Below are 23,197 nucleotides of genomic sequence, written 5' to 3'. Positions count from 1 at the left end.
AGGTTGAACCGGGTGTGCGTCAACGCACAATCGCGCACCGGTGGGGTGCAGAACTGCCAGCCCGGACAGGTATGGAGATTACAATCGTGCAATGCCGGACAGTATTGATGCGCGAAGCGTGCGGGCCGACGACCTCCGCTACCTGTTGGCCGTCGCGCGGGCGGGGAGTCGCGCGGTCGCGGCGACGGATCTCGGCGTCGATTCGAGCACGGTGACCCGCCGGATTCGGGCGTTGGAGAAAGCCCTCGGCGTGCGCCTGGTGGAGCAGGGGGTCGACGGCTGGGAGTTGACCGAGGTAGGGCGCGACGTCGCCGAGGGGGCGGCGCCGATCGAGGCGGCCGTCGAGCGGACGATCGATGCCGTGGCGGGCGCCAGAGCGAACTCGTTGCGAGGCAACGTGCGGATCACCGCTCCGGATGCCTTCGGCGCCTACTTCGTCGCTCCGGCGATGGCGCGTCTGCGCAACGAAAACCCTGACTTGACTGTCGAAGTGCTCACCGCCACAAGGCAACTCAACTTGCAGCAGTCGGGTTTCGACGTTGCGATCGCCGTGGGCGTCCCGATGAGCGGCAAACTGGTGACCGCGCCGCTCGCCGAGTACGCGCTCGGCCTATACGCGACCGACGAATACTTCCAGAAGCACCCGGTCCCACGGACGGCCGCGGACCTCACTGCGCACTCGCTGATCTGGTACGTCGAATCTCTGCTGCAGGTCGGCGACCTCGACCTGACGCACCACCTGCCCGCGCTGACGTCTCGCCTGATGTCGACGAATGTGTTCGCGCAGGTGGAGGCGACGCGCGCCGGCGGCGGGATCGGCTTGCTGCCGGCATTCGTCGCGATGCGACACCCGGAGTTGAAGCGCGTCCTGGGCGACGCCGTCGAGATCCGGATGGACTTCTCGTTCGCGGCCCGACGCGAACGCCTGTCCAGCCCGACGGTCCAGGCGATCCACGCCGCTCTGCGCGCCGAAGTGGACGCGCGGGTGGGGGAGTTGCTCCCATAGCCCGCCCGCCGTGCTGCGACAGCAGCGCTGAGGCTGCGAGGATCCCCGGTCAGCCGAGGTGCTGGTCGATGAAGTCCTTAGCCTCGCGGACGGCTTTGCGCGACTCGGGGGTGAAGTAGGGGAACATCTGGAACACGTGGCCCTGGTCGGGCCAGGCCTGCAACGTCGACGTTCCGCCCGCGGCCAGGATGTTCCGATGAATGGTGCGGGCGTCGTCGGCCATGACCTCGCGGGCGCCGTACTGGATCAGGGTGTCGGGCAGATCCATGTCGGGTGTCAATGCGATCCGCATCCGCGGGTCGTCTCCAGTCGCGTCGCCGCGGTACATGCCCATCAGGAGTTGCGCGCTCGCTGCATGGATGTGCGGGTCGTGCACACCGGTGCGCTCCAGTGCCCGAGCGACGTCGAACATCGGATCGTAGAGCGGGGAGAACAGCACCATCGCCTTCGGTTGCGGGACGCCGTCGGTGTGGTTCGCGGCCAGCAGGTCTTGCGCCAGATGCCCGCCGGCGGAATCGCCGCCGACGATGATCTGATCGCCCGAGAACCCCTGGTCGAGCAGCCACCGATAGCCGCGGATCGCGTCGTCGCCGCCCGCCGGGAACTGGTACTCGGGTCCGAGTCGATAGTCGAGACTGAACGCGCCGATCCCGGCTCGGCGGACCAGCCGGGCGACGAGTCCGCGGTGCGTCCGCGGCGAGCAGATGAGGTAACCGCTGCCGTGAAGGTAATAGAGGATGGACCGTCCGCTCGACGGGGAGGGGAGGCCGCCGCCGAACCGGTCGGCCTCGTGCGTCCACTCGCCGCGGACCTGCCCGCCGTCGACATACCGCTTGACCGTCGTGATCCTGGTTCCACGTGGAACAGGACTGATCGTCGACAGCGATCGGTTGAGCGCGGGGCGAATCAGCGGGAGGGCAGCCGGGCCGACCCCCGGGGCGCGGCTCATGACGCCCATCAGTGGGCGGGACGCCCGCCAGACGTACGCGTTGAGCGTGCGGGCGCGCAGCGAACCGACATCGGCGACGCTGGGCGCAATTTCCGTGTGACTCGCGGTCATAGACGAGACGATACGACGGATCCGCCTCATTACGGGGCTGTTTCCACCCGATGTCCTGCCAATTTTGCTGACGAGGCCGCTGACGTGGCAGAATCAGTGTTACTGCACTCGGGCCACGTGTCCGAGTAAACCAGCAAAGACGCTGAATCCCCGGTGATGTGCAGCTCGCATCGATCCGCCCGGGTTCTTCAAGTACAAAACAGTACGCAGCGTCGCGTGCAGGAATGGCAGATTCCATGAAGCACTTGCCGGGGCCCACTGGCCTCTACGATCCGCTCAACGAACATGACGCCTGCGGTGTCGCGTTCGTCGTCGACATGCACGGACGACGCAGCCGCGACATCGTCGAGAAGGCGATCACCGCGCTGGTCAACCTCGAACACCGCGGTGCCGCAGGTGCCGAGCCCAACACCGGCGACGGTGCGGGCATCATGATTCAGGTCCCCGACCGCTTCCTCCGTGAAGCCGTCGCCTTCGACCTGCCTGCCGAAGGCTCGTACGCCACCGGCATCGCCTTCCTGCCACAGTCCGCACAGGACGTGCGCGACGCCGTCGCGGGTATCGAAGCGATCGTCCGCGAAGAGGGCCTCGACCTGCTGGGCTGGCGTGACGTGCCCGTCGACGAGTCGTCGCTCGGCGCGCTCGCCCGCGACGCGATGCCGACGTTCCGGCAGATCTTCATCGCGCTCGCCGGCACGCAACCGAACGGGGCCGACCCGGATAACGCAGCCGTGATGGACCTCGAACGCAAGGCGTACGTGGTGCGCAAGCGCGTGCAGAACGAACTCGGTGAGAAGGGCGCGGGTCTGGACGGTCCCGGCCGCGAGACCGCCTACTTCCCGAGCCTGTCCGGCCAGACCTTCGTCTACAAGGGCATGCTGACCACACCGCAGTTGCGCGACTTCTACCTCGACTTGCAGGACGACCGCGTCGAGAGCGCGCTCGGCATGGTCCACTCGCGCTTCTCCACCAACACGTTCCCGTCGTGGCCGCTCGCGCACCCGTTCCGCCGCGTCGCCCACAACGGCGAGATCAACACCGTCACCGGCAACGAGAACTGGATGCGTGCCCGCGAAGCACTCATCAAGACCGACGCGTTCGGCTCCGCCGTCGGAAGCGGTCTCGACAAGATCTCGCCGATCTGCACGCCGGGCGCGTCCGATACCGCGCGGTTCGACGAAGTCCTCGAACTGCTACACCTCGGCGGACGCAGCCTGCCGCACTCGGTCCTCATGATGGTCCCCGAAGCGTGGGAGCGCAGCGAGGACATGAAGCCCGAACACCGCGCGTTCTACGAGTACCACTCGGCGCTCATGGAGGCGTGGGACGGCCCGGCATCCGTCTGCTTCACCGACGGCACCGTGATCGGCGCGGTCCTCGACCGCAACGGCCTGCGTCCGTCGCGCATCTGGGTCACCAAGGACGGGCTCGTGGTCCTCGGCTCGGAGGTCGGCGTCCTCGACATCGACCCCGCCGACATCGTCACCCGCACCCGTCTGCACCCGGGCAAGATGTTCCTGGTCGACACCGCTCAGGGTCGCATCGTCGCCGACGAGGAGGTCAAGGACTCCCTCGCCGCCGAGCACCCGTATCAGGAGTGGCTCGACGCGAAGCAGGTGAAGCTCGAAGACCTGCCCGCTCCGCCGCACATCCACATGGCGCACGACCGCGTCACCCTCCGCCAGCAGGTGTTCGGGTACACCAACGAAGACCTGAACCTGCTGATCTCGCCGATGGCGGCGACCGGAGCCGAAGCGATCGGCTCGATGGGCACAGACACACCGGTCGCTGTGTTGTCCGCGCGGCCGCGCATGCTGTTCGACTACTTCCAGCAGATGTTCGCACAGGTCACGAACCCGCCGCTCGACGCGATTCGCGAGGAGATCGTCACCAGCATCCGTCACCGCATCGGTGGCGAGCGCGACCTGCTGAACCCGGGCCCCGACTCGGCCAAGCAGATCGTGCTGAGCGCACCGGTCCTCGACAACGGCGACCTCGCCCGACTGACCGACATCGACGGTGACGCGACCGGTTTCCCGTCCGTCCACATCCACGGCCTGTACCCGGTCGCCGAGGGCGGCCCCGGACTGCGCAAAGCGCTCGACGACGTCCGGTCCGCGGTGTCGGCGGCCATCGCCGACGGCGCGCGCATCATCGTGCTCTCCGACCGCGAGTCGGACGAGACGCTCGCACCGATCCCGTCGCTGCTGTTGACCTCGGCCGTCCACCACCACCTGGTGCGGGAACGGACCCGGACCCGCGCGAGCATCGTCGTCGAATCCGGTGACGCCCGCGAAGTCCATCACATGGCGCTGCTCGTCGCGTTCGGCGCCAGCGGCATCAACCCCTACATGGCGTTCGAGACCATCGAGGACATGCTGCTGGCCGGCGCGCTCGTCGTGCCCGGCACCGACGACCTCGACCATGAGGCCCGCTTCGCGAAGGCGCGCGGCAACTACATCAAGGCCGCCAGCAAGGGCGTGCTCAAAGTGATGAGCAAGATGGGCATCTCGACGGTCCCGTCGTACAACGGCGCCCAGCTGTTCCAGGTGATCGGTGTCGCGCAGGACGTCGTCGACGAGTTCTTCACCGGCCTCAACAGCCAGCTCGACGGCATCGGCCTCGACGAGATCGCAGGCGAGGTGGCCAGCCGCCACGCCGTCGCGTTCACCGACCGGCCCCACGAGCGCGCCTACCGTGAGCTCGAAGTCGGCGGCGAGTACCAGTGGCGCCGCGAAGGCGAATACCACCTGTTCAACCCGGACACCGTGTTCAAGCTGCAACACGCCACCCGGACCGGTCAGTACAGCGTGTTCAAGGAGTACACCAAGCTCGTCGACGACCAGTCGACGCGCCTGGGCACCCTGCGCGGCCTCTTCGACTTCAAACTCGGCGACCGGGACCCGATCCCGCTCGACAAGGTGGAGTCGGCCAGCGAGATCGTCAAGCGCTTCTCGACGGGCGCGATGAGCTACGGCTCGATCTCCGCGGAAGCACACGAGACCCTCGCCATCGCCATGAATCGGTTGGGCGGACGCTCCAACTCCGGTGAGGGCGGTGAGGACCCGCGGCGCTTCAGCCACGATGAGAACGGCGACTGGCGGCGCAGCGCGATCAAGCAGGTCGCATCGGGCCGGTTCGGCGTGACCAGCCACTACCTGAGCAACTGCACCGACATCCAGATCAAGATGGCGCAGGGAGCGAAGCCCGGCGAGGGCGGCCAGCTGCCGCCGCACAAGGTGTACCCGTGGGTCGCCGAGGTCCGTGGCTCCACCCCCGGCGTCGGCCTGATCTCGCCGCCGCCGCACCACGACATCTACTCGATCGAAGACCTCGCGCAACTGATCCACGACTTGAAGAACGCGAACCCGCAGGCGCGCGTGCACGTCAAGCTCGTCTCTGAGCTCGGCGTCGGCACCGTCGCCGCCGGTGTGTCGAAGGCGCACGCCGACGTCGTCCTGATCTCCGGACACGACGGTGGCACCGGTGCTAGCCCGCTGACCTCGCTCAAGCACGCGGGGGCACCGTGGGAGATCGGCCTCGCTGAGACCCAGCAGACGCTCCTGCTGAACGGTTTGCGCGACCGCATCGTCGTCCAGGTCGACGGCCAGCTGAAGACCGGTCGCGACGTGATGATCGCCGCCCTGCTCGGCGGCGAGGAGTTCGGGTTCGCGACCGCGCCGCTCGTCGTCTCCGGCTGCGTCATGATGCGCGTCTGCCACCTCGACACCTGCCCGGTGGGTGTCGCCACGCAGAACCCGCTGCTGCGCGAACGGTTCACCGGCAAGCCGGAGTTCGTCGAGAACTTCATGCTGTACATCGCCGAAGAAGTGCGTGAACTATTGGCGCGCCTCGGTTTCCGCACGTTGAACGAGGCGATCGGCCAGTTCGACGCGCTAGACACAAGCAAGGCGATGGCCCGCTGGAACGGCTCCAAGGCAGGCAACCTCGATCTGTCGCCGATCCTGACGACGCCGGAGTCGCCGTTCATGAACCAGGACCTGTACTGCACCGGCACCCAGGATCACGGACTCGACAAGGCCCTCGACAACGAACTGATCGAGAAGGCGCGGGCCGCCCTCGACTCGGGGACGCGTGTCAACCTGGCCAGCCCGATCACCAACGTCAACCGAACCGTCGGCACCATGCTGGGCCACGAGGTCACCAAGGCGTACGGGGCGCAGGGACTGCCCGAGGGCACGATCTCGATCGACTTCACCGGTTCGGCGGGCAACAGCTTCGGCGCATTCGTCCCGCGCGGCATCACGATGCGGCTCGAAGGCGACGCGAACGACTTCGTCGGCAAGGGGCTGTCGGGCGGAAAGATCGTCGTCCGTCCGCCGCGGACCGCGCCGGCCGAGTTCATCCCGGAGCACAACATCATCGCGGGCAACGTCATCGGCTTCGGCGGCACCGGCGGCAAGATCTTCCTGCGCGGCGTCGCAGGCGAACGTTTCTGTGTCCGCAACTCGGGCGTGGCGGCCGTCGTCGAAGGCGTCGGTGACCACGGATGCGAGTACATGACAGGCGGCAGCGTGATCGTCCTCGGCGAGACCGGGCGCAACTTCGCTGCGGGCATGTCCGGCGGCGTCGCCTACGTCTACGACCCGAACGGCACGTTCGAGGCCAACCTCAATGTCGAGCTCGTCGACCTGGAGGAGCTCGACGCCGACGACGTCACCTTCCTGGAGGGCGCGCTGATCGAACACCGTGACGAGACCGGTTCGACGGTGGCCGCGGCCGTCCTCGACGACTGGTCGAGGCAACAGGGACACTTCGCCAAGGTGATGCCCCGTGACTACAAGAAGGTCCTCGCCGCCATCGACGTCGCCGAGCGGACCGGACGAGATGTGAACGACGCGATCATGGAGGCGGCTCGTGGCTGACACCAGAGGTTTTCTCAAGCACACCGAACGTGAGACGCCCACCCGGCGCCCAGTGGACCTGCGACTCATGGACTGGAAAGAGGTCTACAACGACTTCGACAAGTCCACCCTGCAGACGCAGGCGAGCCGCTGCATGGACTGCGGCGTCCCGTTCTGCCACAACGGTTGCCCGCTCGGGAACCTGATCCCCGAATGGAACGATCTCGTCTACCGGGACCGCTGGGATGCGGGCATCGACCGCCTGCACGCGACGAACAACTTCCCGGAGTTCACGGGGCGACTGTGCCCGGCTCCGTGTGAGGCGTCGTGCGTTCTCGGTATCAACCAGCCGGCAGTCACCATCAAGCAGGTCGAGGTGGAGCTGATCGAGAAGGCATGGGACTCCGGCACCGTCGCGCCGATCCTGCCGGACCGCAAGACCGGTAAGAAGGTCGCCGTCGTCGGTTCGGGTCCTGCCGGTCTGTCCGCGGCCCAGCAGTTGACGCGAGCGGGCCACGACGTGACGGTGTTCGAGCGCGCCGACCGCATCGGCGGCCTGATGCGCTACGGGATCCCCGAGTTCAAGATGGAGAAGCGCTTCATCGACCGCCGTCTCGAGCAGATGGAGGCCGAAGGCACCGTCTTCCGTGCGGGCGTCAACGTGGGGGTCGACGTGACCGTGGAACAGTTGCGCGGCGACTACGACGCCGTCGTGTTGGCGAACGGTTCGACGATCGGCCGCGACCTGCCGATCCCCGGCCGTGAACTGAACGGCATCCACCAGGCGATGGAGTTCCTGCCGCAGGCCAACCGGGTGCAGCACGGCGACACCGTCGAGAACCAGATCACCGCGACCGGCAAGAGCGTCGTGATCATCGGCGGCGGCGACACCGGAGCCGACTGCCTCGGCACGTCGCTGCGTCAGGGCGCCAAGCAGGTCCACCAGTTCGAGATCATGCCGAAGCCGCCGATCGAACGCGCCGCGTCGACTCCGTGGCCGACGTACCCGCTCATGTACCGCGTCTCGTCTGCTCACGAAGAGGGCGGCGAACGCGTGTACAGCGTGAGCACCGAAGAGTTCGTCGGTGAGAACGGACAGGTCACTGGCCTGAAGGCGCACGAGGTGGCGATGGTGAACGGCCGCTTCGAGAAGGTCGAAGGCAGCGACTTCGAGCTCGAAGCCGACCTCGTCCTGTTCGCGATGGGCTTCGTCGGCCCCGAGCGCGGTGACCTGCTCGACGAGTTGGGCGCCAGCTACGACGCTCGCGGCAATGTGGCACGTGGCGACGACTTCGAGGCGATCGGCCTGCCCGGCGTGTTCGTCGCGGGTGACGCCGGCCGCGGCCAGTCGCTCATCGTGTGGGCGATCGCCGAAGGCCGTTCCGCGGCGGCGGCGGCCGACCGCTACCTGTCGGGTGCGACGCTGCTCCCAGCACCGATCGTCCCGACGCTGGTCGCCCAACGGTGATGTGCCGCGGGTGAACGGGTTGCGTCGGTCAGCGCCAGCGGCCCAACAACTCGCTGGCCTTCTCAGCGAGCGCGGCCTGTAGGAACGGACCGAAACTGATCCGGCCGACTCCGAGCGGACCGAACGACGCCGGATCGTCGGTGCCGGGCAGTGCGATCGCGTTGACCGGCAGCGGTAGTTCGTCAGTCAGCCTGCGGAGCACGGTGTCGTCGTGGCGTCCGACGGGATAGAGACTGTCGGCGCCTGCTGCGGCGGCCTCGGTCATCCGCGCGATGGCGCGGTCGACGCGGTCGGCGTCGTCGCCGTCCTTGCGCACGAACAGGTCGGTGCGGGCGTTCACGACGACGTGGACTCCCGCGTCGTCGGCTGCGCTGCGGAGAGCACCGACTAGCTCGGCGTGTTCGGTCGACGAGCGCAGGCGGCCGCCCTCGCTGTGGACGGTGTCTTCGATGTTGAGGCCGACGGCTCCCGCGTCGAGGAGCCCGGAGATCAGGCGTTGCGCACTCTGGCCGTACCCCGACTCGATGTCCACCGAGATCGGGACGTCGACGACGGCGGTGATCTGTGCGACGCGGGCCAGCAGATCGTCGAACGACATGCCCTCGTTGTCGGCCTTGCCGATCGAGTCGGAGACCGGGTGGCTGCCGACGGTGAGGGCGGCGAATCCCGCGTCGACGGCGAGTCTCGCCGACCACGCGTCCCACACGGTCGGCAAGACGACGGGATCGCCGGGACGATGGAGTTCGAGGAGCGCGGCGGCGCGGGCGGTCAGTTCCTGAGTGGAGGTCATGACATAGGCCTACCCGGTGAACGGCCGGACGTCGACCGTTACTTGCCCAGTGCGGTCTTCCACGGCACGCGGGAGCCGGTGAGCAGCACCGAACGCCGATAGATGCGTCCGGCGATCCACACGGCGATTCCGGTCACGACTGCCATCACGATGCACGAGCCGAGGACCTCCATCCAGGTGGCGTATCCGGTCGCGACACGCATGGGCACGACGGTCGACGAGAACGGCGGAATCCATGCGAGGATCCGGATCGCCGTCGAATCGGGGGCCCCGATGCCGAAGATCCCGGCGTAGAGGGCGCCCATCGCGAGGATCATCAACGGCCACGACGCGCTGTTGATCTCCTCCTGTCGGGAGACCATCGCGCCGGTCGCCGCGTACAGGGCGGAGAAGAACGCGAAGCCCAGCAGCAGCCAGATCACCGACACGCCGAGCATCGTCGCGGCGACGTCTGGAACGGTCAGGACTCCGGTGACCTGGGCGGTGATGAGCGCTGCGGCCGCGAAGAGGAGCGTCGACGCCATCTGGACGACGCCGATACCGAGGATCTTGCCCCACAGCAGGTGACCGGGTTTGACGGTGGCGAGGAGGATCTCGACGATCCTTGACACCTTCTCCTCGACGACGCCGACGGCGACGGCCATGCCTCCGCCGAAGATCATCATGAACATCAGGACCGACCCGACGTACGACAGGGCGAGGCGCTCGCCTTCGGCCTCGGCGACCTGCTTCGTGCGCTCCACCGTCACGGCCGCGCCCCGTTGCAGAGTCGCCGGGTCCACCCCTGCCTTCGCGAGGGCGCCGTCGACGGCGGCCGCCGAGACGCCGCTCTTGATCGCGGCCTCGATGTCGGTGTCGAGGTCGTCTTCGGAGTAGACGGTGTAGCCGCCCCCGGGCGCGGCGACGATCGCGGCCGTCACCGAACCGTCCGCGGCCGCCGCTCGCGCGTCTGGGGACTCGGAGAACGACAGCGAGACGCCGAGTCGCTCCCCGGTCGCCTTGATGGCGGCGGTCGTGCTCGCGTCGACGCCCTGGACCGCGACCGTCTCCGACTTCGTGTCGTCGCCGTCCACGAACTGCGAGGCGACGATGCAGCCGACGATCGCCACGAGCAGCATGATGATGTTGGTGACGATGAACGACCGCGTCTTGACGCGGGTGACGATCTCGCGCGCGGCGATCAGCCGGACTGACGTCCAGGCCGACGCGGGTTCTGGGGCGCTCATTCGGCGGTCACGACCTCTCGGAACATCTCGGTCAGATCGGGGGTGGCAGACGCGAAGGTGTGGACGGGCCCGGTGGCGAGGGCGGCAGCGAGGATCTGTTGATCGTCGTGGGTGCCGTCCAGGTAGATCGTCGTCGACGAGTCGTAGTCGGCGCGGACCACGCCGCGCAGGCCGTCGGCCCATCCGTGAGGAGCGGCGGGTGCGTCGACTCGGAGCCGGACGCCGCCCCGGGAGCGGAGTTCGTCGACGGTGCCGAGCGCCTGCATCCGGCCCTTTCCGATGATGCCGACACGGTCGCACAGGCGTTGGACGAGGTCGAGTTGGTGGCTGGAGAAGATGACGGGGACGCCGTCGCCTGCCTTCTCGGTGAGTACTTCGCTCATCACGTCGACGGCTACCGGGTCGAGCCCGGAGAACGGTTCGTCGAGCACGAGGACGTCGGGGTCGAAGACGAGCGCCGCGGCGAGCTGGACGCGCTGCTGGTTGCCCAGCGAGAGGTCGGCGACGTTGTCGCCGACCCGGCCATCGACACCGAGCCTGCGCGTCCAGTACCGGGTGCGCTCAGCCGCGTCGGACGCTGACAGGCCGTGCAGTCGCGCCAGGTAGACAAGCTGGTCGCCGACCTTCATCTTCGGGTAGAGCCCACGTTCTTCGGGCATGTAGCCGATACGGCGGCGGACGTCGGCGTCGATCGGGCGGTCGCCGAACGTCACGGCCCCCGCGTCGGCGGCGAGGACGCCGAGAATGATGCGCATGGTGGTCGACTTGCCTGCACCGTTCGACCCGACGAAACCGAAGATCTCGCCCGCGCCGACTTCGAACGTCACATCGTCGAGTGCCTGCAACGAACCGAAGCTCTTGGTGAGTCCGGCGACGGACAGATCTGCGGACGGGCTCCGGGGCATGCCGATCCCTCTCATCGTGGTCTGTTCGACGGACACCACAGTAACCCGGCGCCAGCGCAGCTCGCAGGGTTCGTCACCCGTCACAGTCGATGTGAAATGACCCTCTTCTCAGCGCTCGGGGTAACGATTCGGCGTCGATGCGACGATGATCAGGTGAGACATCAAGTTCGTCTCGGGGAGGGGACCTACCAATGCAGTCCAGCAGTCAGCGTCGTCGTGTGTCGCTCGTGAGTATCGTTCGCCTGTTCGCGGGCCGACGGCGCGCACCGTCCGCACTCGCCGAACAACGTGAGCGTCTGGCCACGACGGCCGAACTCACCGAATTGCGACTCGCACGCTGAGCCCACCGATCTCCACGACGTCGCCGCCCGTCAGTTGACGGCCGCGACGGGTCTCGACTTCGCCGTTCACGGACACCAGTCCGTCGCCGACGACGATCTTCGCGTCGGCGCCCGTCTCGATCAGGTTGGCCAGCTTCAAGAACTGGCCCAAGCGGATGGAATCGTCACGGATCTCGATATCGTCCACGGCATCATTGTCGCACCCGCCTGGGCGTCGCGCGCTCCGTGGTTTCCGCGAGCGAGACGACTGTCACCGGGATGACTGTCACCGGGAGTTACTCCGCAGTAGGTAGAGCGAATAGACTGTGGACATGACCTCGCTCACCTTCACGCCGACCGCAGACCTCGTCGATGAGATCGGCGAAGACGTCCGCAGTTGCGACACCCAGTTCACCCAGTACGGCGGCAACCATGAGTTCGTCGGCGTCGTCACTACAGTCCGCTGCTTTCAGGACAACGCTCTGCTCAAGTCGATTCTCTCCGAGCCGAACGAGGGCGGCGTGCTCGTCATCGACGGCGACGCGTCGGTCCACACCGCGCTCGTCGGCGACATCATCGCCGAGCTCGGCCGCTCGAACGGCTGGGTCGGGATCATCGCCAACGGAGCGATCCGCGATGCGAAGACCATCGGCGGCATGGCGATCGGGGTGAAGGCGCTCGGTACCAACCCGCGCAAGTCGACCAAGACCGGCGTCGGCGAGCGCGACGTCCCGGTCGAACTCGGCGGCGTCACCTTCGCTCCGGGCGACATCGCCTACTCCGACGACGACGGCATCGTCCTCGTCTCCCGACCCGCCTGACCCTCCAGTCCGCCACTCGCTCCAGGGAGTTTCCATGCCGAAGCCTTCGCCCGCCTACTTCACCCGCCTGGCCGCGCTCGCCGCGATCGACGAGCCGCGTCCCACCAAACCCGTGCTCGAAGCGTTCAGCGGCGCCGAGATGGCGACGATCCCCGTCGCCACCGCCGATGACCTGGAACGCGCCGTCGAGCGCGCACGCACCGCGCAGGCCGACTGGGCGGCCCGCACGCCCGCCCAGCGCGCCAAGGTGATCGCCGCGTTCTCCGAACTCGTCCACGGGGCGGCTGAAGAACTGATGGACATCGCGCAGGCGGAGACCGGCAAGGCCCGGATCTACGCGCAGGAAGAGGTCATCGACGTCGCGCTGACCGCCCGCTACTACTCCCAGCAGGGGCCGGGAATGCTCGCCGAACACCACGTGCAGGGCATGCTGCCGGGTGCGACGGATGCTCGCGTCCGGTACCAGCCGAAGGGTGTCGTCGGCGTCATCAGTCCGTGGAACTACCCGCTGACGCTCGCGGTGTCGGACGCGGTCGCCGCTCTGATCGCAGGCAACGCGGTCGTCATCAAGCCGGACAGCAACACCCCGTACTGCGCGCTCGCCCTCGCCGAACTCCTGTACAAGGCCGGACTTCCGCGTGAACTGTTCGCCGTTGTCCCAGGGCCCGGCTCGGTCGTCGGACAGGCGATCGTCGCCTCCGCCGACTACGTCATGTTCACCGGTTCGTCCGAGACGGGCGCGACGCTCGCCGCGCAGGCGGGTAAGCGCCTCATCGGATTCTCCGCCGAACTCGGCGGCAAGAACCCGATGATCGTCACCGAGGGCGTCAACATCGGCGACGCCGTCGCCGGGGCAGCCCGCGCGTGCTTCTCGAACTCGGGCCAGCTGTGCATCTCCATCGAACGCATCTACGTCGAACGGTCCATCGCCGACGAGTTCAGCCGCCGCTTCGGCGAGCACGTGACGAATATGCGACTCTCGTCGGCCTACGACTTCACCGCCGATATGGGGTCGCTCGCCTCTGCACAGCAGGTCGACACCGTGCTGGCGCACGTCGACGACGCGGTGGCGAAGGGTGCGACGGTGCTCGCAGGCGGACGCAAGCGCGCCGACCTCGGTCCGTTCTTCTTCGAGCCGACCGTGCTCGCCGACGTGACCGACGAGATGACGTGTTTCGGCGACGAGACGTTCGGTCCCGTCGTGTCGATCTACCCGGTCGACGACGTCGACGAGGCCGTCGCGCGCGCCAACGACACCGAGTACGGCCTCAACGCGAGCGTCTTCGCCGGTAGCACCGCGCAGGCGCAGAAGATCGCGGAACGACTGCACGCGGGCACAGTCAACATCAACGAGGGCTACGCCGCGGCGTGGGGTTCGACGGCGGCTCCCATGGGCGGCATGGGCATCTCCGGGGTCGGGCGACGCCACGGCCAGGAGGGACTGCTCAAGTACACCGAGCCGCAGACCATCGCCACGCAGCGCGTCATCGGTCTCGACGGGATCAAGGGTGTCCCGCAGAGTCTCTACTTGAAGCTGACTCCGGTCCTCATCAAGTCGCTCAAGTACCTGCCCGGCCGGTAGCGGCTATTTCGGCACGTCCAGCGCCGCGATGCCGGGGATCACGCTGATCGCGATAGGCGGCGCCTGATACTGCGTCCGCATCACGGAGACGGTCGCGACGACGGGGCCGCCTCCGGTCTGTGCGACGGCGGATGTCGGCAAGGACGCCGGGTAGCCGGTCGTGGTCGGCCCCTTCTCCCAATGCCGGAGATCGAGGTGGCCGGTCTTGCCGGTCCGCAGGTTGCGCCAGTTCACCGCCAGATACCGGTAGGCGTACTGGAAGTAATAGGGCGCGACGTCGGTGACCGTGAACTGCACAGTGGCCGGCGCAGGTGGGAAGATCATCGGCCGGATACCCGGTCGGGCGGTCACGGTCGTCGTCTGGAACGAGCCGCCGGGGACACCGGCGGGGCCGACCTCCAGTCCGCCGACGGCGGGAATGTGGAAGCTCAGGGAGTCGGTGGACGGCCGTACGGGCGCCGCGTCCGCGACCGGCGCAATCGCGGTGGAGGCGGCGAGGGCGACGGCGGTCGCCGCGATCAGGGTTCGTGTGCGCGTGAAAAGTGTCATCGGTAGGCGGGCGCGGTCTCCCACGCCGAGGTCGACGAATGCGGTCCTACTGTGACTGTCGACACTCGACGCGGAAACGTTAGCCCGTTCGGCCTACACGCGGCGTGCGACGTATGCCGCGGCACGGTGCGTCGAACCGTTCACCGGGTACAGCAGGTGCAGAGCGTTAGGGCCGGCGAGAGGTGCACCGTTGCAGATCGTGTCGCCCTGGGTGCAGAAGCGGATGGTCTTGCCCGCGTAAGCCTTTCCGACTCGCATCGTCGGCGCGCCCGCGTCCTTGAGGAAGCGAGCCGACGGGGGAGCGAACAGGACGACGGCGGCGACGTGGTCGGCGAGTTCGGCGGACATCGGCTTCGGTGCGTACTGGCGGTAGTCGGCGTACGACGCGGGGATGTCGTACGAGTCGGCGACGGTGTACGCGGCGAGTGCGCCGCCCTGCGAGTAGCCGCCGACGACGATGTCGGTCTTCGGGCATGCCGCCGCGATCTGACGGACTCGCTTCTGTGCGTACTTCACGCCGGTCACGAAGGTCTCAGCGAACTCCAACTTGTTGCTGAAGTTACTGCTCGCCGGGTAGTTCACGGGTTCGACGCGGACCGAGTCGCCCTTGATCCGGTTGCGTAGCGAGTTCTCGAAGGCGATGCCTGTCACGCCGAGCGGGGGCGCGGTCTCGGCGGTGCCGCGTGCGAACAGTACGTGGACGTCGGCGCAGCGGGGCGCGGCTGACGCGTTCGGCGCGGCCGGCGCCTGGAGAGTCAGAATCCCGCTGAGCGCGACGATCACACCGGACACGAGGACGACTATGCGCTTCACCATGAGGTTCAGCTAATCACGGTTCGGAGCGGATTGGGTGGTTCGGCACAGCATTCGCACGGATAAAAACTTTGGCACTCGAACTCCTGGAGAACGGTTCGAGTGCCAAAGTTTTGCCGACTCGTGATTCAGGTCGGGTGAACGTTCAGCCGGGCGAGCAGATCGTTGTCGATCGCGGTCAGTTCGTTGTCGATCGCGCGCTGCGCGGACTTCCGTTGCGCGGGCGGCATCGCGTCTGCGGCGTCGGCCGCCACCTCCAGATTGGCCAGCCGGTCGGTCATCGCGTCGACGAACGCCTTGCCCTCCGCGGTCTGCTCGGCCGCCGCGACCTTGGTCGCCGAGTCCCGCGAGGTGGCGATGCGGGCGCGCAGCGCGGCGCTCGGGCCGCCGAACTGGGTCAGAACTTGCGCGGGCACCCCGGCGCGCCGCGCCTGGATCTCGGTCAACTGGGCACGGGCCGCAACGGCACCGCGGTAGACGATCGGCACCACGACGGGCGCCGCCATGCGGCCGACGGTGAGGAACCGCTTCATCTTGGCCGGTGTGAACAGCGCCTTCGCCGCGTCGGCCTTCGCCTGCTCGGAGACGATCTTGGCTTCGGCCTCGGCGACCTTGCGCTGCGCCTTGGACGCGGTCTTTGTCGTCTTGCGTTCGGCCTTCTGCGCGCGTTTGTGGAATTTGTCCTCGGTCCGCAACTCCTTCTTCCGGAGCTTGCGGTCCACGGCGGACTCGGCTTTGGCCTGTGCCTTTGCGCGGTACTTGATCGCCTTCTCTTCGCCCTTGCGGATCTTCTTGCCCGCCTTGCGATCAGTACGCTTCGCGCGCACGGATGAGAGCAGTCCCATGCTCTGACCTCTCCGTCGGAATGTCGACACCTGCGAATGATTGTCTCCAGCTTTGCATAGTCTCGTGGGGTAGTGAATCACCCGGCCCGTGTGGGCCGGCGTTCGAGTCGACGAAACGAAGAGGGGCGCGGCACGTGAGTTCTGCGGTGTTGGGGGCACGGAACCTCAGCGGATGTGAACACCGGCTCGCTCTCGACTTCGCCGAACGCGGTGATGCGGCGGCCTCGGACGTGTCGCCGGAGGCCCGGCGCCGCATCGAGGCGGCCCAGTCGCACCGCGCGTCGGTGATCGCGACGCTGCACGGCTTCCAGAGCGGGCAGCCTGCGGACACGATCGTCACCGTCGACGACGGTCCGCACCGCGATCGTGTCGAGCAGACTCGACGCGCCGTCGAGTCCGGCGCCGCATGGATCTTTCGAGCGGCGCTGCCGACCGACGCAGGCCGCGGTCGCCGCGGGCACGCCGAAGCGCTGATCCGTCACGACGGCGGATACCTGCCGGTGATCATCGTCAACCATCGAGTCACGACGCCCACCAGTCCGGATCGGCCGGCCGATGCGCCCGCGCCGACGCTGCGGACGAGCCCGCTGTGGGGTTGGTTGCCCGAACTGGACGGGACTCGCTCGTTCCGATCGCAGCGTCGGGACGTGCTGCGGTTGTCGCATCTGGCGGCCATGCTCGACGATCTCGGCTGGGGCGTCGACGCCGCCGACCGGTGGGGCGGACTGATCGGCCTGGACGCCGACTGCATCGTCGCGGTGCCGCTCACGGCGGCGATGGACGCATACGCCGAGGCGTTCGCGCGGCGTCGCGCGGTGGTCGACGGACAGGTCCGGACCGGTCCCCGCCGAGTCGCCGAATGCCGCAGCTGCCACTGGTGGCCGCGATGCGAGGCAGAACTGGTCGAGCGCCGCGATGTGAGTCTCGTCGTCGGCGGCAGTCAGTCGCTGGTCCTGCAGGATGCGGGCATCGTGACGGTCGACGACCTGGCGACTCACCGCGGCGATCCGCCCGCAGACTGGCCCGGCGCGGTGTCGTTCGACGACGCGATCGTGTCGGCACGGTGCTGGGTCGACGGGCTCCCGCTGGCGCGCCGCGGCGATCGGCCGTACGTGCGTCGCGCCGACGTCGAAGTGGACGTCGACATGGAAAGCTACTCCGAGCGCGGCGCCTACATGTGGGGCACACTCCTGACGGACACCACCGATCCCGACCGCGACGTCCGGTACCGCGCGTTCGTCACCTGGGATCCATTGCCGAGCGTCGACGAGGGCAGGTCGTTCGCCGAGTTCTGGGCGTGGTTGAGCGCCGAACGGGAGGCCGCGCACGCCGCGGGGAAGACGTTCGCCGCCTACTGCTACTCACAGCAGGCGGAGAACCGCTGGCTTCGCGGCAGCGCCGACCGGTTCCACCGCGTCGTGCCCGGCGTGCCGTCGCGAGCCGAGGTCGACGCGTTCATCGGATCCAAGGAGTGGGTCGACGTCTTTGAGGCCGTCGGCCGCAACTTCGTGTGTCCGCGCGGCAAGGGTCTCAAGCGGATCGCGCCGGTCGCGGGATTCGGGTGGCGCGACGACGAGGCGAGCGGGGAGGCGTCGATGGAGTGGTATGCGGCGGCCGTCGCCCTCGATGGGGCCCCGCAAGACATGTCGCAGCGTGACCGTCTCCTCGTCTACAACGAAGACGATGTCCGTGCGACGAAGGTCTTACGCGAATGGATGTCGTCCGACGCCGTCCTGGATCTGCCGAGCAGTCGGGATCTGCTGTCGCACTGAGTAATTCAGTCCGAATTGCATAATCGAGCGCGGACACGATTGAATAGCTGCGACTGAGTCGGAGACGATTTCACGGCCGGGGGGCACGAGAGGGGCAGTAGTTTTCATGTTGGATGGGGAGGCGGGCGTGTTCGCCCTGCGACTGGACGAGTTGTTTCGGAGTCTTCCGGGGCCGGACGGGCGTCCGTACAGCGCGAAGACCATCGCGCAACGCGCCGCGGACCGCGGGTACCGGATCGGTGAGTCATATCTGAGCCAGCTGCGTTCGGGCAAGGCCAAGTCACCGTCGTTCCGAACCGTCGAAGGACTCGCGGCGGCGTTCGACGTCGACATCCGCCATTTCCTCACCGACGACGCTGAGCGCCGCACCCGTGCGGAGATTGAGCGGTTCCGGGCGACGGCCGACCCCGAGGTGCATCGGGTGGCGCAACGCCTAGCCGGACTGCCGAGGGAGACGGTCGCCGTCGTCGACGATCTCGTCGACGTACTGCACAGACGGCGAGAGCCCGTCGTCGTCGACCAAGGTCTACATCTGGTCGTCGACACGTGACGGGCCCTCGCACATCGGGATCGACCACATCGGGATCGACCTAGCGCGGCGCCATCCGGAGCGCGCCGTCCATGCGGATCGTCTCACCGTTCAGGTAGTCGTGGCCGACGATGAGTGCGGCGAGGTCCGCGTACTCAGTCGGCTCGCCGAGCCGCTGTGGGAACGGGATGCCCGCCTCGAGCGTCTTCTTGATCTCCGGCGTGACGCCGGCGAGCATCGGCGTGTTGATGGTGCCCGGCGCGATGGTGCAGACGCGAATGCCCGCGCGAGCCAGGTCGCGGGCCGCGGAAATCGTCATGGCGTGGACGCCGCCCTTGGAGGCGGTGTACGCGATCTGGCCGATCTGACCCTCGAAAGCGGCGACCGACGCGGTGTTGATGATGACACCGCGGGCGTTGTCGTCGTTCGCGGCCTGCTCCGCCTGCATGCGGTTGGCGGCCAGCCGCATCACGTTGAACGTGCCGACCAGGTTGATCTCGATGACCTTGCGGAACAAGTCGAGGTCGTGCGGCCCCTCCTTGCCGAGGATGCGCGACGCCCAGCCGACGCCCGCGCAGTTGACGGTGACACGCAGCGGGAGGTCGGCGTCGACGATCCGGTCGATGACCGCCTGGACCTCGGTCTCACTGGTGACATCGGCAGCGACGAGGTGGACGCCGTCGACCTTGTCGGCCTTGTCGATGGAGGGCTGCAGGTCGATGCCGAAGACGGTCGCGCCGTCGGCTGCGAAACGCTTGGCGGTGGCGGCGCCCAGCCCGGAGGCGGCACCCGTGACGATGACGGCGGAGCCGGTGACATCCATGCGAGAGTCCTTTTCTTCAATCCACGGCCCGAGAGGCCCGGTCGAGGAGACTTTAACGCACTGATGCCGAGCGATCGATCGGTAGCTCGTCGGTCGGCGTCGATTCGGCTGCTCGACGCCGGTTCGTTGCGATGATCCACCAGACACCTGCCGCGATGATCACGGTGGCGGCTGCGAGGGTCGACGCCACGACGACCGCCGACATGCCGATCAGGCCGTCGACGACGAGCCAGATCGCGAACACGAAGAAGAGCGCGGCAGCGCCGAGTGCGATGGTCCGCTCGGGCAGGTGCCGGTTGAGAACCCGCCCGACGGCGATCGCGAGCGCGTCGGCTGCCACCATGCCGATCGTCGAGCCGATCCAGACGCCGAGCCAGTCGCGGTCGGCGGCCAGCGCGATGGTCGCCAGCATTGTCTTGTCGCCGAGCTCGGCGAGTAAGAACGCCGACATGACCGCCAGGAACACCGAGCGACCGACGCGTCCGGCACGGCTGGCCTCGTCGTCGTCGAGTTCGTCGCCGCGCAGCGTCCACAACCCGAACACCAGCATTGACAGGCCGCCGACGATCGACAGGAGCTCGGTGGGGATCGACAGGCCGAGGAAATGCCCGAAGAACACCGACGCGGCATGCACGAGCGTCGTCGCGGTGAGGATCGCGGTCAACACCACCCACCACCGGTAACGGAGCGCGAACGTCATCGCCATCAGCTGGGACTTGTCTCCCAGCTCCGCGACGAAGATGACGGCGAAGCTCAACGCCAGGGCTGCGAACATAACGCCAGGTTAGGGTGACCTGTATCCCTCATTCAACACTCGGTGAAGCCACTGAACCGCAGGTCGGGGGGCCGTATGTGGCTGTTCGGCTCACCTGAACATCGGGTGCGGGGTCCTCGGACAGCAGTCGAACACGCCGTGCGAGGCACAATGGTGCGGTGATCTCCCCTGCAATCGATGTCCGGCGTGCCTCGACCGGGCCGCTCCGGCCGATCGAGATCGCGTCCATCGCGATCTTCAGCGGTCTCACTGTCGTGCCCGCCGTCATCGTCGCGGTGGTCCCGATGGCGGCAGCTCTCGGCTTCCTTGCTCCGGTACCGATCGCGCTGCTCGCGGCTCGCACCCGCTCCCGAGCCGTGATCGCCGCGTTCGTCACCACCGTCGCCGTCACGTTCGCCGTCGCCGGGCTCGGCACCGCGTTCGGGGTGGCCGCGACCGCGGTGATCGGCGGGATCGTCGGAGAAGTCCGGCGCCGCGGCGGGGGAGCCGCAGTCCTGGCCTTGGTCGCGTTAATCGTGTCCCCGCTCATCGCCGGTCTCACTGTCGCGTTGATGTGGTTGCTCGCACCGCTTCGTCGACTCGGCCTGGAAGTGTTCGACAACGTGTTGACTGGTCTGGCGAAGACGGTCAGAGCGGTCCGCCTCGACGCCGCGGGCGACGCCATCGAGAGCTTCTCCGGCAACGTCGTCGACCACTGGTGGCTGTGGCTCTGGATCCCCGGCACCATCGGGACGCTCGTGACGATTCTCGTCGCCGGGTGGATGCTCGGCAAGGTGCTCGACCGGCTCGCCGACGTCAAACTCGACGACACCCTCGAAGCCGCTTACCTCGTCGACGACGCGGCACCCGGCCCGCTGCCGATGCGGACGGCCGGGGTCGGCTACCGCTATCCGGGAACCTCGCACGACGTGCTGACCGGGATCGATCTGGAATTGCATCCGGGCGAGTTCGTGGCGGTCGTCGGCGCCAACGGGTCGGGCAAGTCGACGCTCGCGAAGATTCTCGCGGGCGTCGAACCGACGATCGGCGTCGTCGACCGTCCCGGATCGCCTGGCCTGGGACGGGCGGGCGGAACGGCGCTGGTCTTGCAGCGCCCGGAGGCGCAGATGCTCGGGTCGCGGGTGGCCGACGACCTGGTGTGGGGTCTACCTGATGACGCCGCCGTCGACATCGACGGTCTGCTCGCCGAGGTCGGCCTGGCCGGTCTCGGCGATCGGGACACGTCCGACCTGTCCGGCGGGCAGCAGCAGCGGCTCGCCGTCGCGGCGGCTCTCGCGCGTGGTCCGCGTCTCGTGATCGCCGACGAGGTCACGTCGATGGTCGACCCGGAGGGGCGCGACGATCTGCTCTCGATCCTCGCCGAGCTTCCGCGACGGCACGGCATCACCGTCGTCTTGATCACACACCGTGATTCGGAGGCGCGCGCCGCCGACCGGATCATCCACCTCGCCGACGGTCGCATCGTCGCGCATCACCCGGAGTGGATGCGACCGGAGAACACTGGGCCGGCGTTGACGTCGAAACCGTTCGGCGGCCACCCGCTGCTGGTCGTCGACGGCGTCGCGCACACCTATCTGCAAGGGTCGCCGTGGGAGGTGACTGCGCTGCACAGCGTGAGCCTGCGCGTCGATCGCGGCGACGGTGTGTTGATCGTCGGCGGCAACGGGTCGGGCAAGTCGACGCTGGCGTGGATCCTCGCCGGGCTCACCGAGCCGACGACCGGGCAGGTGCTGCTCGGCGGTAAACCGGTCCGCGAGAACGTCGGACGGGTCGGTCTCGGGTTCCAGCACGCGCGTCTGCAACTGCAGAAGGTCAGCGTCGGCGACGAGATCATGGCGGTCGGCGGCGAGAACGTCGGCACCACCGAGGTAGGCCGCGTACTCGACCTCGTGTCATTGCCGCGAGAGTTCGCGGCCAAACGCGTCGACTCACTGTCGGGCGGACAGATGCGACGCGTCGTGCTCGCGTCATTGATCGCGTCCGACCCGGACGTCCTCGTGTTGGACGAGCCGCTCGCCGGACTCGACCCGCAGGCGCGAGAAGAAGTGTTGAACGTGTTGGCGGCGCTGCGTGAACAGCACGGATCGACGATCGTGATCATCTCGCACGACCTCGAGTCGTTGGACAGGGTGTGCAACCGTCGCGTCGAACTGGTGGCGGGCGTTCTGGAAGGCGGTGCGTGACATGCAGATTCCGATGCTGCGGCAGATTCCGGGCGACTCACCGGTGCACCGTCTGTGGGCGGGCACCAAACTGATCGTCATCCTGGTGCTTGGACTGATGACGTGGATCTTGCCGTCGTGGCCCGCGCTCGGATTCGTCGCCGTCTGCGCCATCGTGTTCGCACTGGCCGCCGGGATCCCCGTCGGCGCGCTGCCGCGTCCGCCGTGGTGGTTCTGGGCGCTGATGGCGGTCGGTGTCGCCTGGTCGTGGGTCGCGCGAGGGTCCGACGGCGGGCTCACCGCGCTGCGTGCGGTCCTGCTCGGCCTCATTGTCATCGCGCTCTCGGTGCTGGTCGTGTGGACGACGCCGGTCGCCGAACTCGCACCCGCGATCGCCGTCCTGATGCGTCCACTGCGGTGGCTTCGGCTGCCGGTCGACGAGTGGGCGGTCACGATCGCGTTGTCGCTGCGGGGACTGCCGCTGCTGATCGACGAGATGCGGCTGTTGTGGGCGGCGCACCGGCTACGACCGAAGTCGAAGGCTGGGTCGGGTCATCCGTCCGCCGAGTTGGGGGTCCTGGACATCATCGTCGCCGCCATGTCGTCGGCGATGCGGCGCAGCGCCGAGATGTCGGAGGCGATCACCGCCCGCGGCGGTACCGGGCGCCTGACCGCCTACGCGTCCCGCCCGGGTCGCTTCGACGCCGTCGTCCTGACCGTGTTCCTCCTCGTGTCCGCGGGCGCGGCGACCGTCGGAATCATCTACCTGTAGAGCCCGCCGCTACTTCGGCACTTTCTTTCGGCGTCAGGCCGAAAGAAAGTGCCGAAGTCCTTCCAGGTCGAGCAAGAACAGTCATGCGCGCCGCGGCGCCGCCAGTCGATACTG

At 67.8% G+C, this 23,197-nt stretch carries 19 protein-coding genes; 9 read left to right on the top strand and 10 right to left on the bottom strand.

The window, feature by feature from the left end:
• The first annotated feature begins 91 nt into the window (after positions 1-91).
• Positions 92-1,006: a LysR family transcriptional regulator gene (locus L5G28_RS01740; protein WP_237000056.1), complete on the top strand. Its 915-nt coding sequence runs from the start codon at positions 92-94 to the stop codon at positions 1,004-1,006.
• Positions 1,007-1,055: 49 nt separating this feature from the next.
• Here the strand turns inward: L5G28_RS01740 and L5G28_RS01735 are convergent, their stop codons facing one another.
• Positions 1,056-2,066 carry an alpha/beta hydrolase gene (locus L5G28_RS01735; RefSeq protein ID WP_237000055.1) on the bottom strand — a complete coding sequence of 337 codons (1,011 nt, stop codon included), beginning with the start codon at positions 2,064-2,066 and terminating at the stop codon, positions 1,056-1,058.
• 236 nt (positions 2,067-2,302) lie between these two features.
• Between L5G28_RS01735 and gltB the strand changes: the two genes are divergently transcribed.
• Both gltB and L5G28_RS01725 read left to right on the top strand, forming a co-directional pair.
• Entirely contained in the window at positions 2,303-6,952 is a 4,650-nt protein-coding gene (gltB, locus tag L5G28_RS01730) for a glutamate synthase large subunit (protein WP_237000054.1), read from the top strand.
• The gene (locus L5G28_RS01725; protein ID WP_237000053.1) at positions 6,945-8,399 is read left to right on the top strand and encodes a glutamate synthase subunit beta; all 1,455 of its coding nucleotides are present in this window, start codon (positions 6,945-6,947) and stop codon (positions 8,397-8,399) included. Before gltB ends, L5G28_RS01725 begins: the two co-directional genes overlap by 8 nt.
• Positions 8,400-8,427: 28 nt before the next feature.
• Here L5G28_RS01725 and L5G28_RS01720 read toward each other — a convergent pair whose 3' ends face one another.
• The 4 genes from L5G28_RS01720 to L5G28_RS01705 all read right to left on the bottom strand — a co-directional run bounded on the left by L5G28_RS01720 (position 8,428) and on the right by L5G28_RS01705 (position 11,848).
• Entirely contained in the window at positions 8,428-9,189 is a 762-nt protein-coding gene (locus L5G28_RS01720) for an isocitrate lyase/PEP mutase family protein (RefSeq protein ID WP_236996464.1), read from the bottom strand.
• A gap of 38 nt (positions 9,190-9,227) precedes the next feature.
• Positions 9,228-10,415 carry an ABC transporter permease gene (locus L5G28_RS01715; protein WP_237000052.1) on the bottom strand — a complete coding sequence of 396 codons (1,188 nt, stop codon included), beginning with the start codon at positions 10,413-10,415 and terminating at the stop codon, positions 9,228-9,230.
• Positions 10,412-11,320, bottom strand: a complete 909-nt coding sequence (locus L5G28_RS01710; RefSeq protein WP_237000051.1) for an ABC transporter ATP-binding protein — start codon at positions 11,318-11,320, stop codon at positions 10,412-10,414. Before L5G28_RS01710 ends, L5G28_RS01715 begins: the two co-directional genes overlap by 4 nt.
• 315 nt (positions 11,321-11,635) lie before the next feature.
• On the bottom strand, positions 11,636-11,848 hold the full coding sequence (locus L5G28_RS01705) for an RNA-binding S4 domain-containing protein (protein ID WP_236996467.1): 213 nt from the start codon (positions 11,846-11,848) through the stop codon (positions 11,636-11,638).
• Between the two features lie 124 nt (positions 11,849-11,972).
• On the opposite strand from L5G28_RS01705, the gene rraA reads away from it, so the two are divergent.
• Both rraA and L5G28_RS01695 read left to right on the top strand, forming a co-directional pair.
• Positions 11,973-12,461: a ribonuclease E activity regulator RraA gene (rraA, locus tag L5G28_RS01700; RefSeq protein WP_237000050.1), complete on the top strand. Its 489-nt coding sequence runs from the start codon at positions 11,973-11,975 to the stop codon at positions 12,459-12,461.
• Positions 12,462-12,495: 34 nt separating this feature from the next.
• A complete protein-coding gene (locus L5G28_RS01695) occupies positions 12,496-14,043 on the top strand; it encodes a succinic semialdehyde dehydrogenase (protein ID WP_237000049.1) in 1,548 nt (515 codons plus the stop codon).
• A gap of 3 nt (positions 14,044-14,046) precedes the next feature.
• On the opposite strand, the gene L5G28_RS01690 is transcribed toward L5G28_RS01695, so the two are convergent.
• The 3 genes from L5G28_RS01690 to L5G28_RS01680 form a co-directional block, all read right to left on the bottom strand.
• A complete protein-coding gene (locus tag L5G28_RS01690) occupies positions 14,047-14,592 on the bottom strand; it encodes a hypothetical protein (RefSeq protein WP_237000048.1) in 546 nt (181 codons plus the stop codon).
• Between the two features lie 93 nt (positions 14,593-14,685).
• Positions 14,686-15,408, bottom strand: coding sequence for a cutinase family protein (locus tag L5G28_RS01685; protein ID WP_237000047.1), 723 nt, complete (start codon positions 15,406-15,408; stop codon positions 14,686-14,688).
• 125 nt (positions 15,409-15,533) lie between these two features.
• Positions 15,534-16,250 (bottom strand): DUF6474 family protein, encoded by a 717-nt coding sequence (locus tag L5G28_RS01680; protein ID WP_237000046.1) that lies wholly within the window; start codon positions 16,248-16,250, stop codon positions 15,534-15,536.
• A 134-nt stretch (positions 16,251-16,384) separates the two neighbouring features.
• Here L5G28_RS01680 and L5G28_RS01675 point away from each other — a divergent pair, with 134 nt between their 5' ends.
• Both L5G28_RS01675 and L5G28_RS01670 read left to right on the top strand, forming a co-directional pair.
• A complete protein-coding gene (locus tag L5G28_RS01675; RefSeq protein WP_237000045.1) occupies positions 16,385-18,022 on the top strand; it encodes a TM0106 family RecB-like putative nuclease in 1,638 nt (545 codons plus the stop codon).
• A 106-nt stretch (positions 18,023-18,128) separates the two neighbouring features.
• On the top strand, positions 18,129-18,572 hold the full coding sequence (locus tag L5G28_RS01670) for an XRE family transcriptional regulator (protein WP_237000044.1): 444 nt from the start codon (positions 18,129-18,131) through the stop codon (positions 18,570-18,572).
• Between the two features lie 40 nt (positions 18,573-18,612).
• Here the strand turns inward: L5G28_RS01670 and L5G28_RS01665 are convergent, their stop codons facing one another.
• Together L5G28_RS01665 and L5G28_RS01660 are read right to left on the bottom strand one after the other, a co-directional pair.
• Complete coding sequence (locus L5G28_RS01665) at positions 18,613-19,374, bottom strand: SDR family NAD(P)-dependent oxidoreductase (RefSeq protein WP_237000043.1); 762 nt, start codon at positions 19,372-19,374, stop codon at positions 18,613-18,615.
• A gap of 52 nt (positions 19,375-19,426) precedes the next feature.
• The gene (locus L5G28_RS01660; protein WP_237000042.1) at positions 19,427-20,149 is read right to left on the bottom strand and encodes a TMEM165/GDT1 family protein; all 723 of its coding nucleotides are present in this window, start codon (positions 20,147-20,149) and stop codon (positions 19,427-19,429) included.
• A gap of 158 nt (positions 20,150-20,307) precedes the next feature.
• Between L5G28_RS01660 and L5G28_RS01655 the strand changes: the two genes are divergently transcribed.
• Positions 20,308-22,332 (top strand): ATP-binding cassette domain-containing protein, encoded by a 2,025-nt coding sequence (locus L5G28_RS01655; RefSeq protein ID WP_237000041.1) that lies wholly within the window; start codon positions 20,308-20,310, stop codon positions 22,330-22,332.
• Position 22,333: 1 nt separating this feature from the next.
• Positions 22,334-23,083 (top strand): energy-coupling factor transporter transmembrane component T family protein, encoded by a 750-nt coding sequence (locus L5G28_RS01650; protein ID WP_237000040.1) that lies wholly within the window; start codon positions 22,334-22,336, stop codon positions 23,081-23,083.
• The last annotated feature ends 114 nt before the right edge of the window (positions 23,084-23,197 follow it).

Origin of the sequence: Gordonia liuliyuniae (assembly GCF_021739025.1) — a bacterium.
Lineage (GTDB): Bacteria > Actinomycetota > Actinomycetes > Mycobacteriales > Mycobacteriaceae > Gordonia > Gordonia liuliyuniae.
Note: the sequence above shows the minus strand (reverse complement) of the source record. Positions and strands in the feature narration are given on the sequence as shown.

Coding starts and splice junctions, on each gene's coding strand:
- L5G28_RS01740 (WP_237000056.1), top strand. CDS start 92: ATGCCGGACAGTATTGATGCGCGAAGCGTGCGGGCCGACGACCTCCGC.
- L5G28_RS01735 (WP_237000055.1), bottom strand. CDS start 2,066: ATGACCGCGAGTCACACGGAAATTGCGCCCAGCGTCGCCGATGTCGGT.
- gltB (WP_237000054.1), top strand. CDS start 2,303: ATGAAGCACTTGCCGGGGCCCACTGGCCTCTACGATCCGCTCAACGAA.
- L5G28_RS01720 (WP_236996464.1), bottom strand. CDS start 9,189: ATGACCTCCACTCAGGAACTGACCGCCCGCGCCGCCGCGCTCCTCGAA.
- L5G28_RS01715 (WP_237000052.1), bottom strand. CDS start 10,415: ATGAGCGCCCCAGAACCCGCGTCGGCCTGGACGTCAGTCCGGCTGATC.
- L5G28_RS01710 (WP_237000051.1), bottom strand. CDS start 11,320: ATGCCCCGGAGCCCGTCCGCAGATCTGTCCGTCGCCGGACTCACCAAG.
- rraA (WP_237000050.1), top strand. CDS start 11,973: ATGACCTCGCTCACCTTCACGCCGACCGCAGACCTCGTCGATGAGATC.
- L5G28_RS01695 (WP_237000049.1), top strand. CDS start 12,496: ATGCCGAAGCCTTCGCCCGCCTACTTCACCCGCCTGGCCGCGCTCGCC.
- L5G28_RS01690 (WP_237000048.1), bottom strand. CDS start 14,592: ATGACACTTTTCACGCGCACACGAACCCTGATCGCGGCGACCGCCGTC.
- L5G28_RS01685 (WP_237000047.1), bottom strand. CDS start 15,408: ATGGTGAAGCGCATAGTCGTCCTCGTGTCCGGTGTGATCGTCGCGCTC.
- L5G28_RS01680 (WP_237000046.1), bottom strand. CDS start 16,250: ATGGGACTGCTCTCATCCGTGCGCGCGAAGCGTACTGATCGCAAGGCG.
- L5G28_RS01670 (WP_237000044.1), top strand. CDS start 18,129: ATGTTGGATGGGGAGGCGGGCGTGTTCGCCCTGCGACTGGACGAGTTG.
- L5G28_RS01665 (WP_237000043.1), bottom strand. CDS start 19,374: ATGGATGTCACCGGCTCCGCCGTCATCGTCACGGGTGCCGCCTCCGGG.
- L5G28_RS01660 (WP_237000042.1), bottom strand. CDS start 20,149: ATGTTCGCAGCCCTGGCGTTGAGCTTCGCCGTCATCTTCGTCGCGGAG.
- L5G28_RS01650 (WP_237000040.1), top strand. CDS start 22,334: ATGCAGATTCCGATGCTGCGGCAGATTCCGGGCGACTCACCGGTGCAC.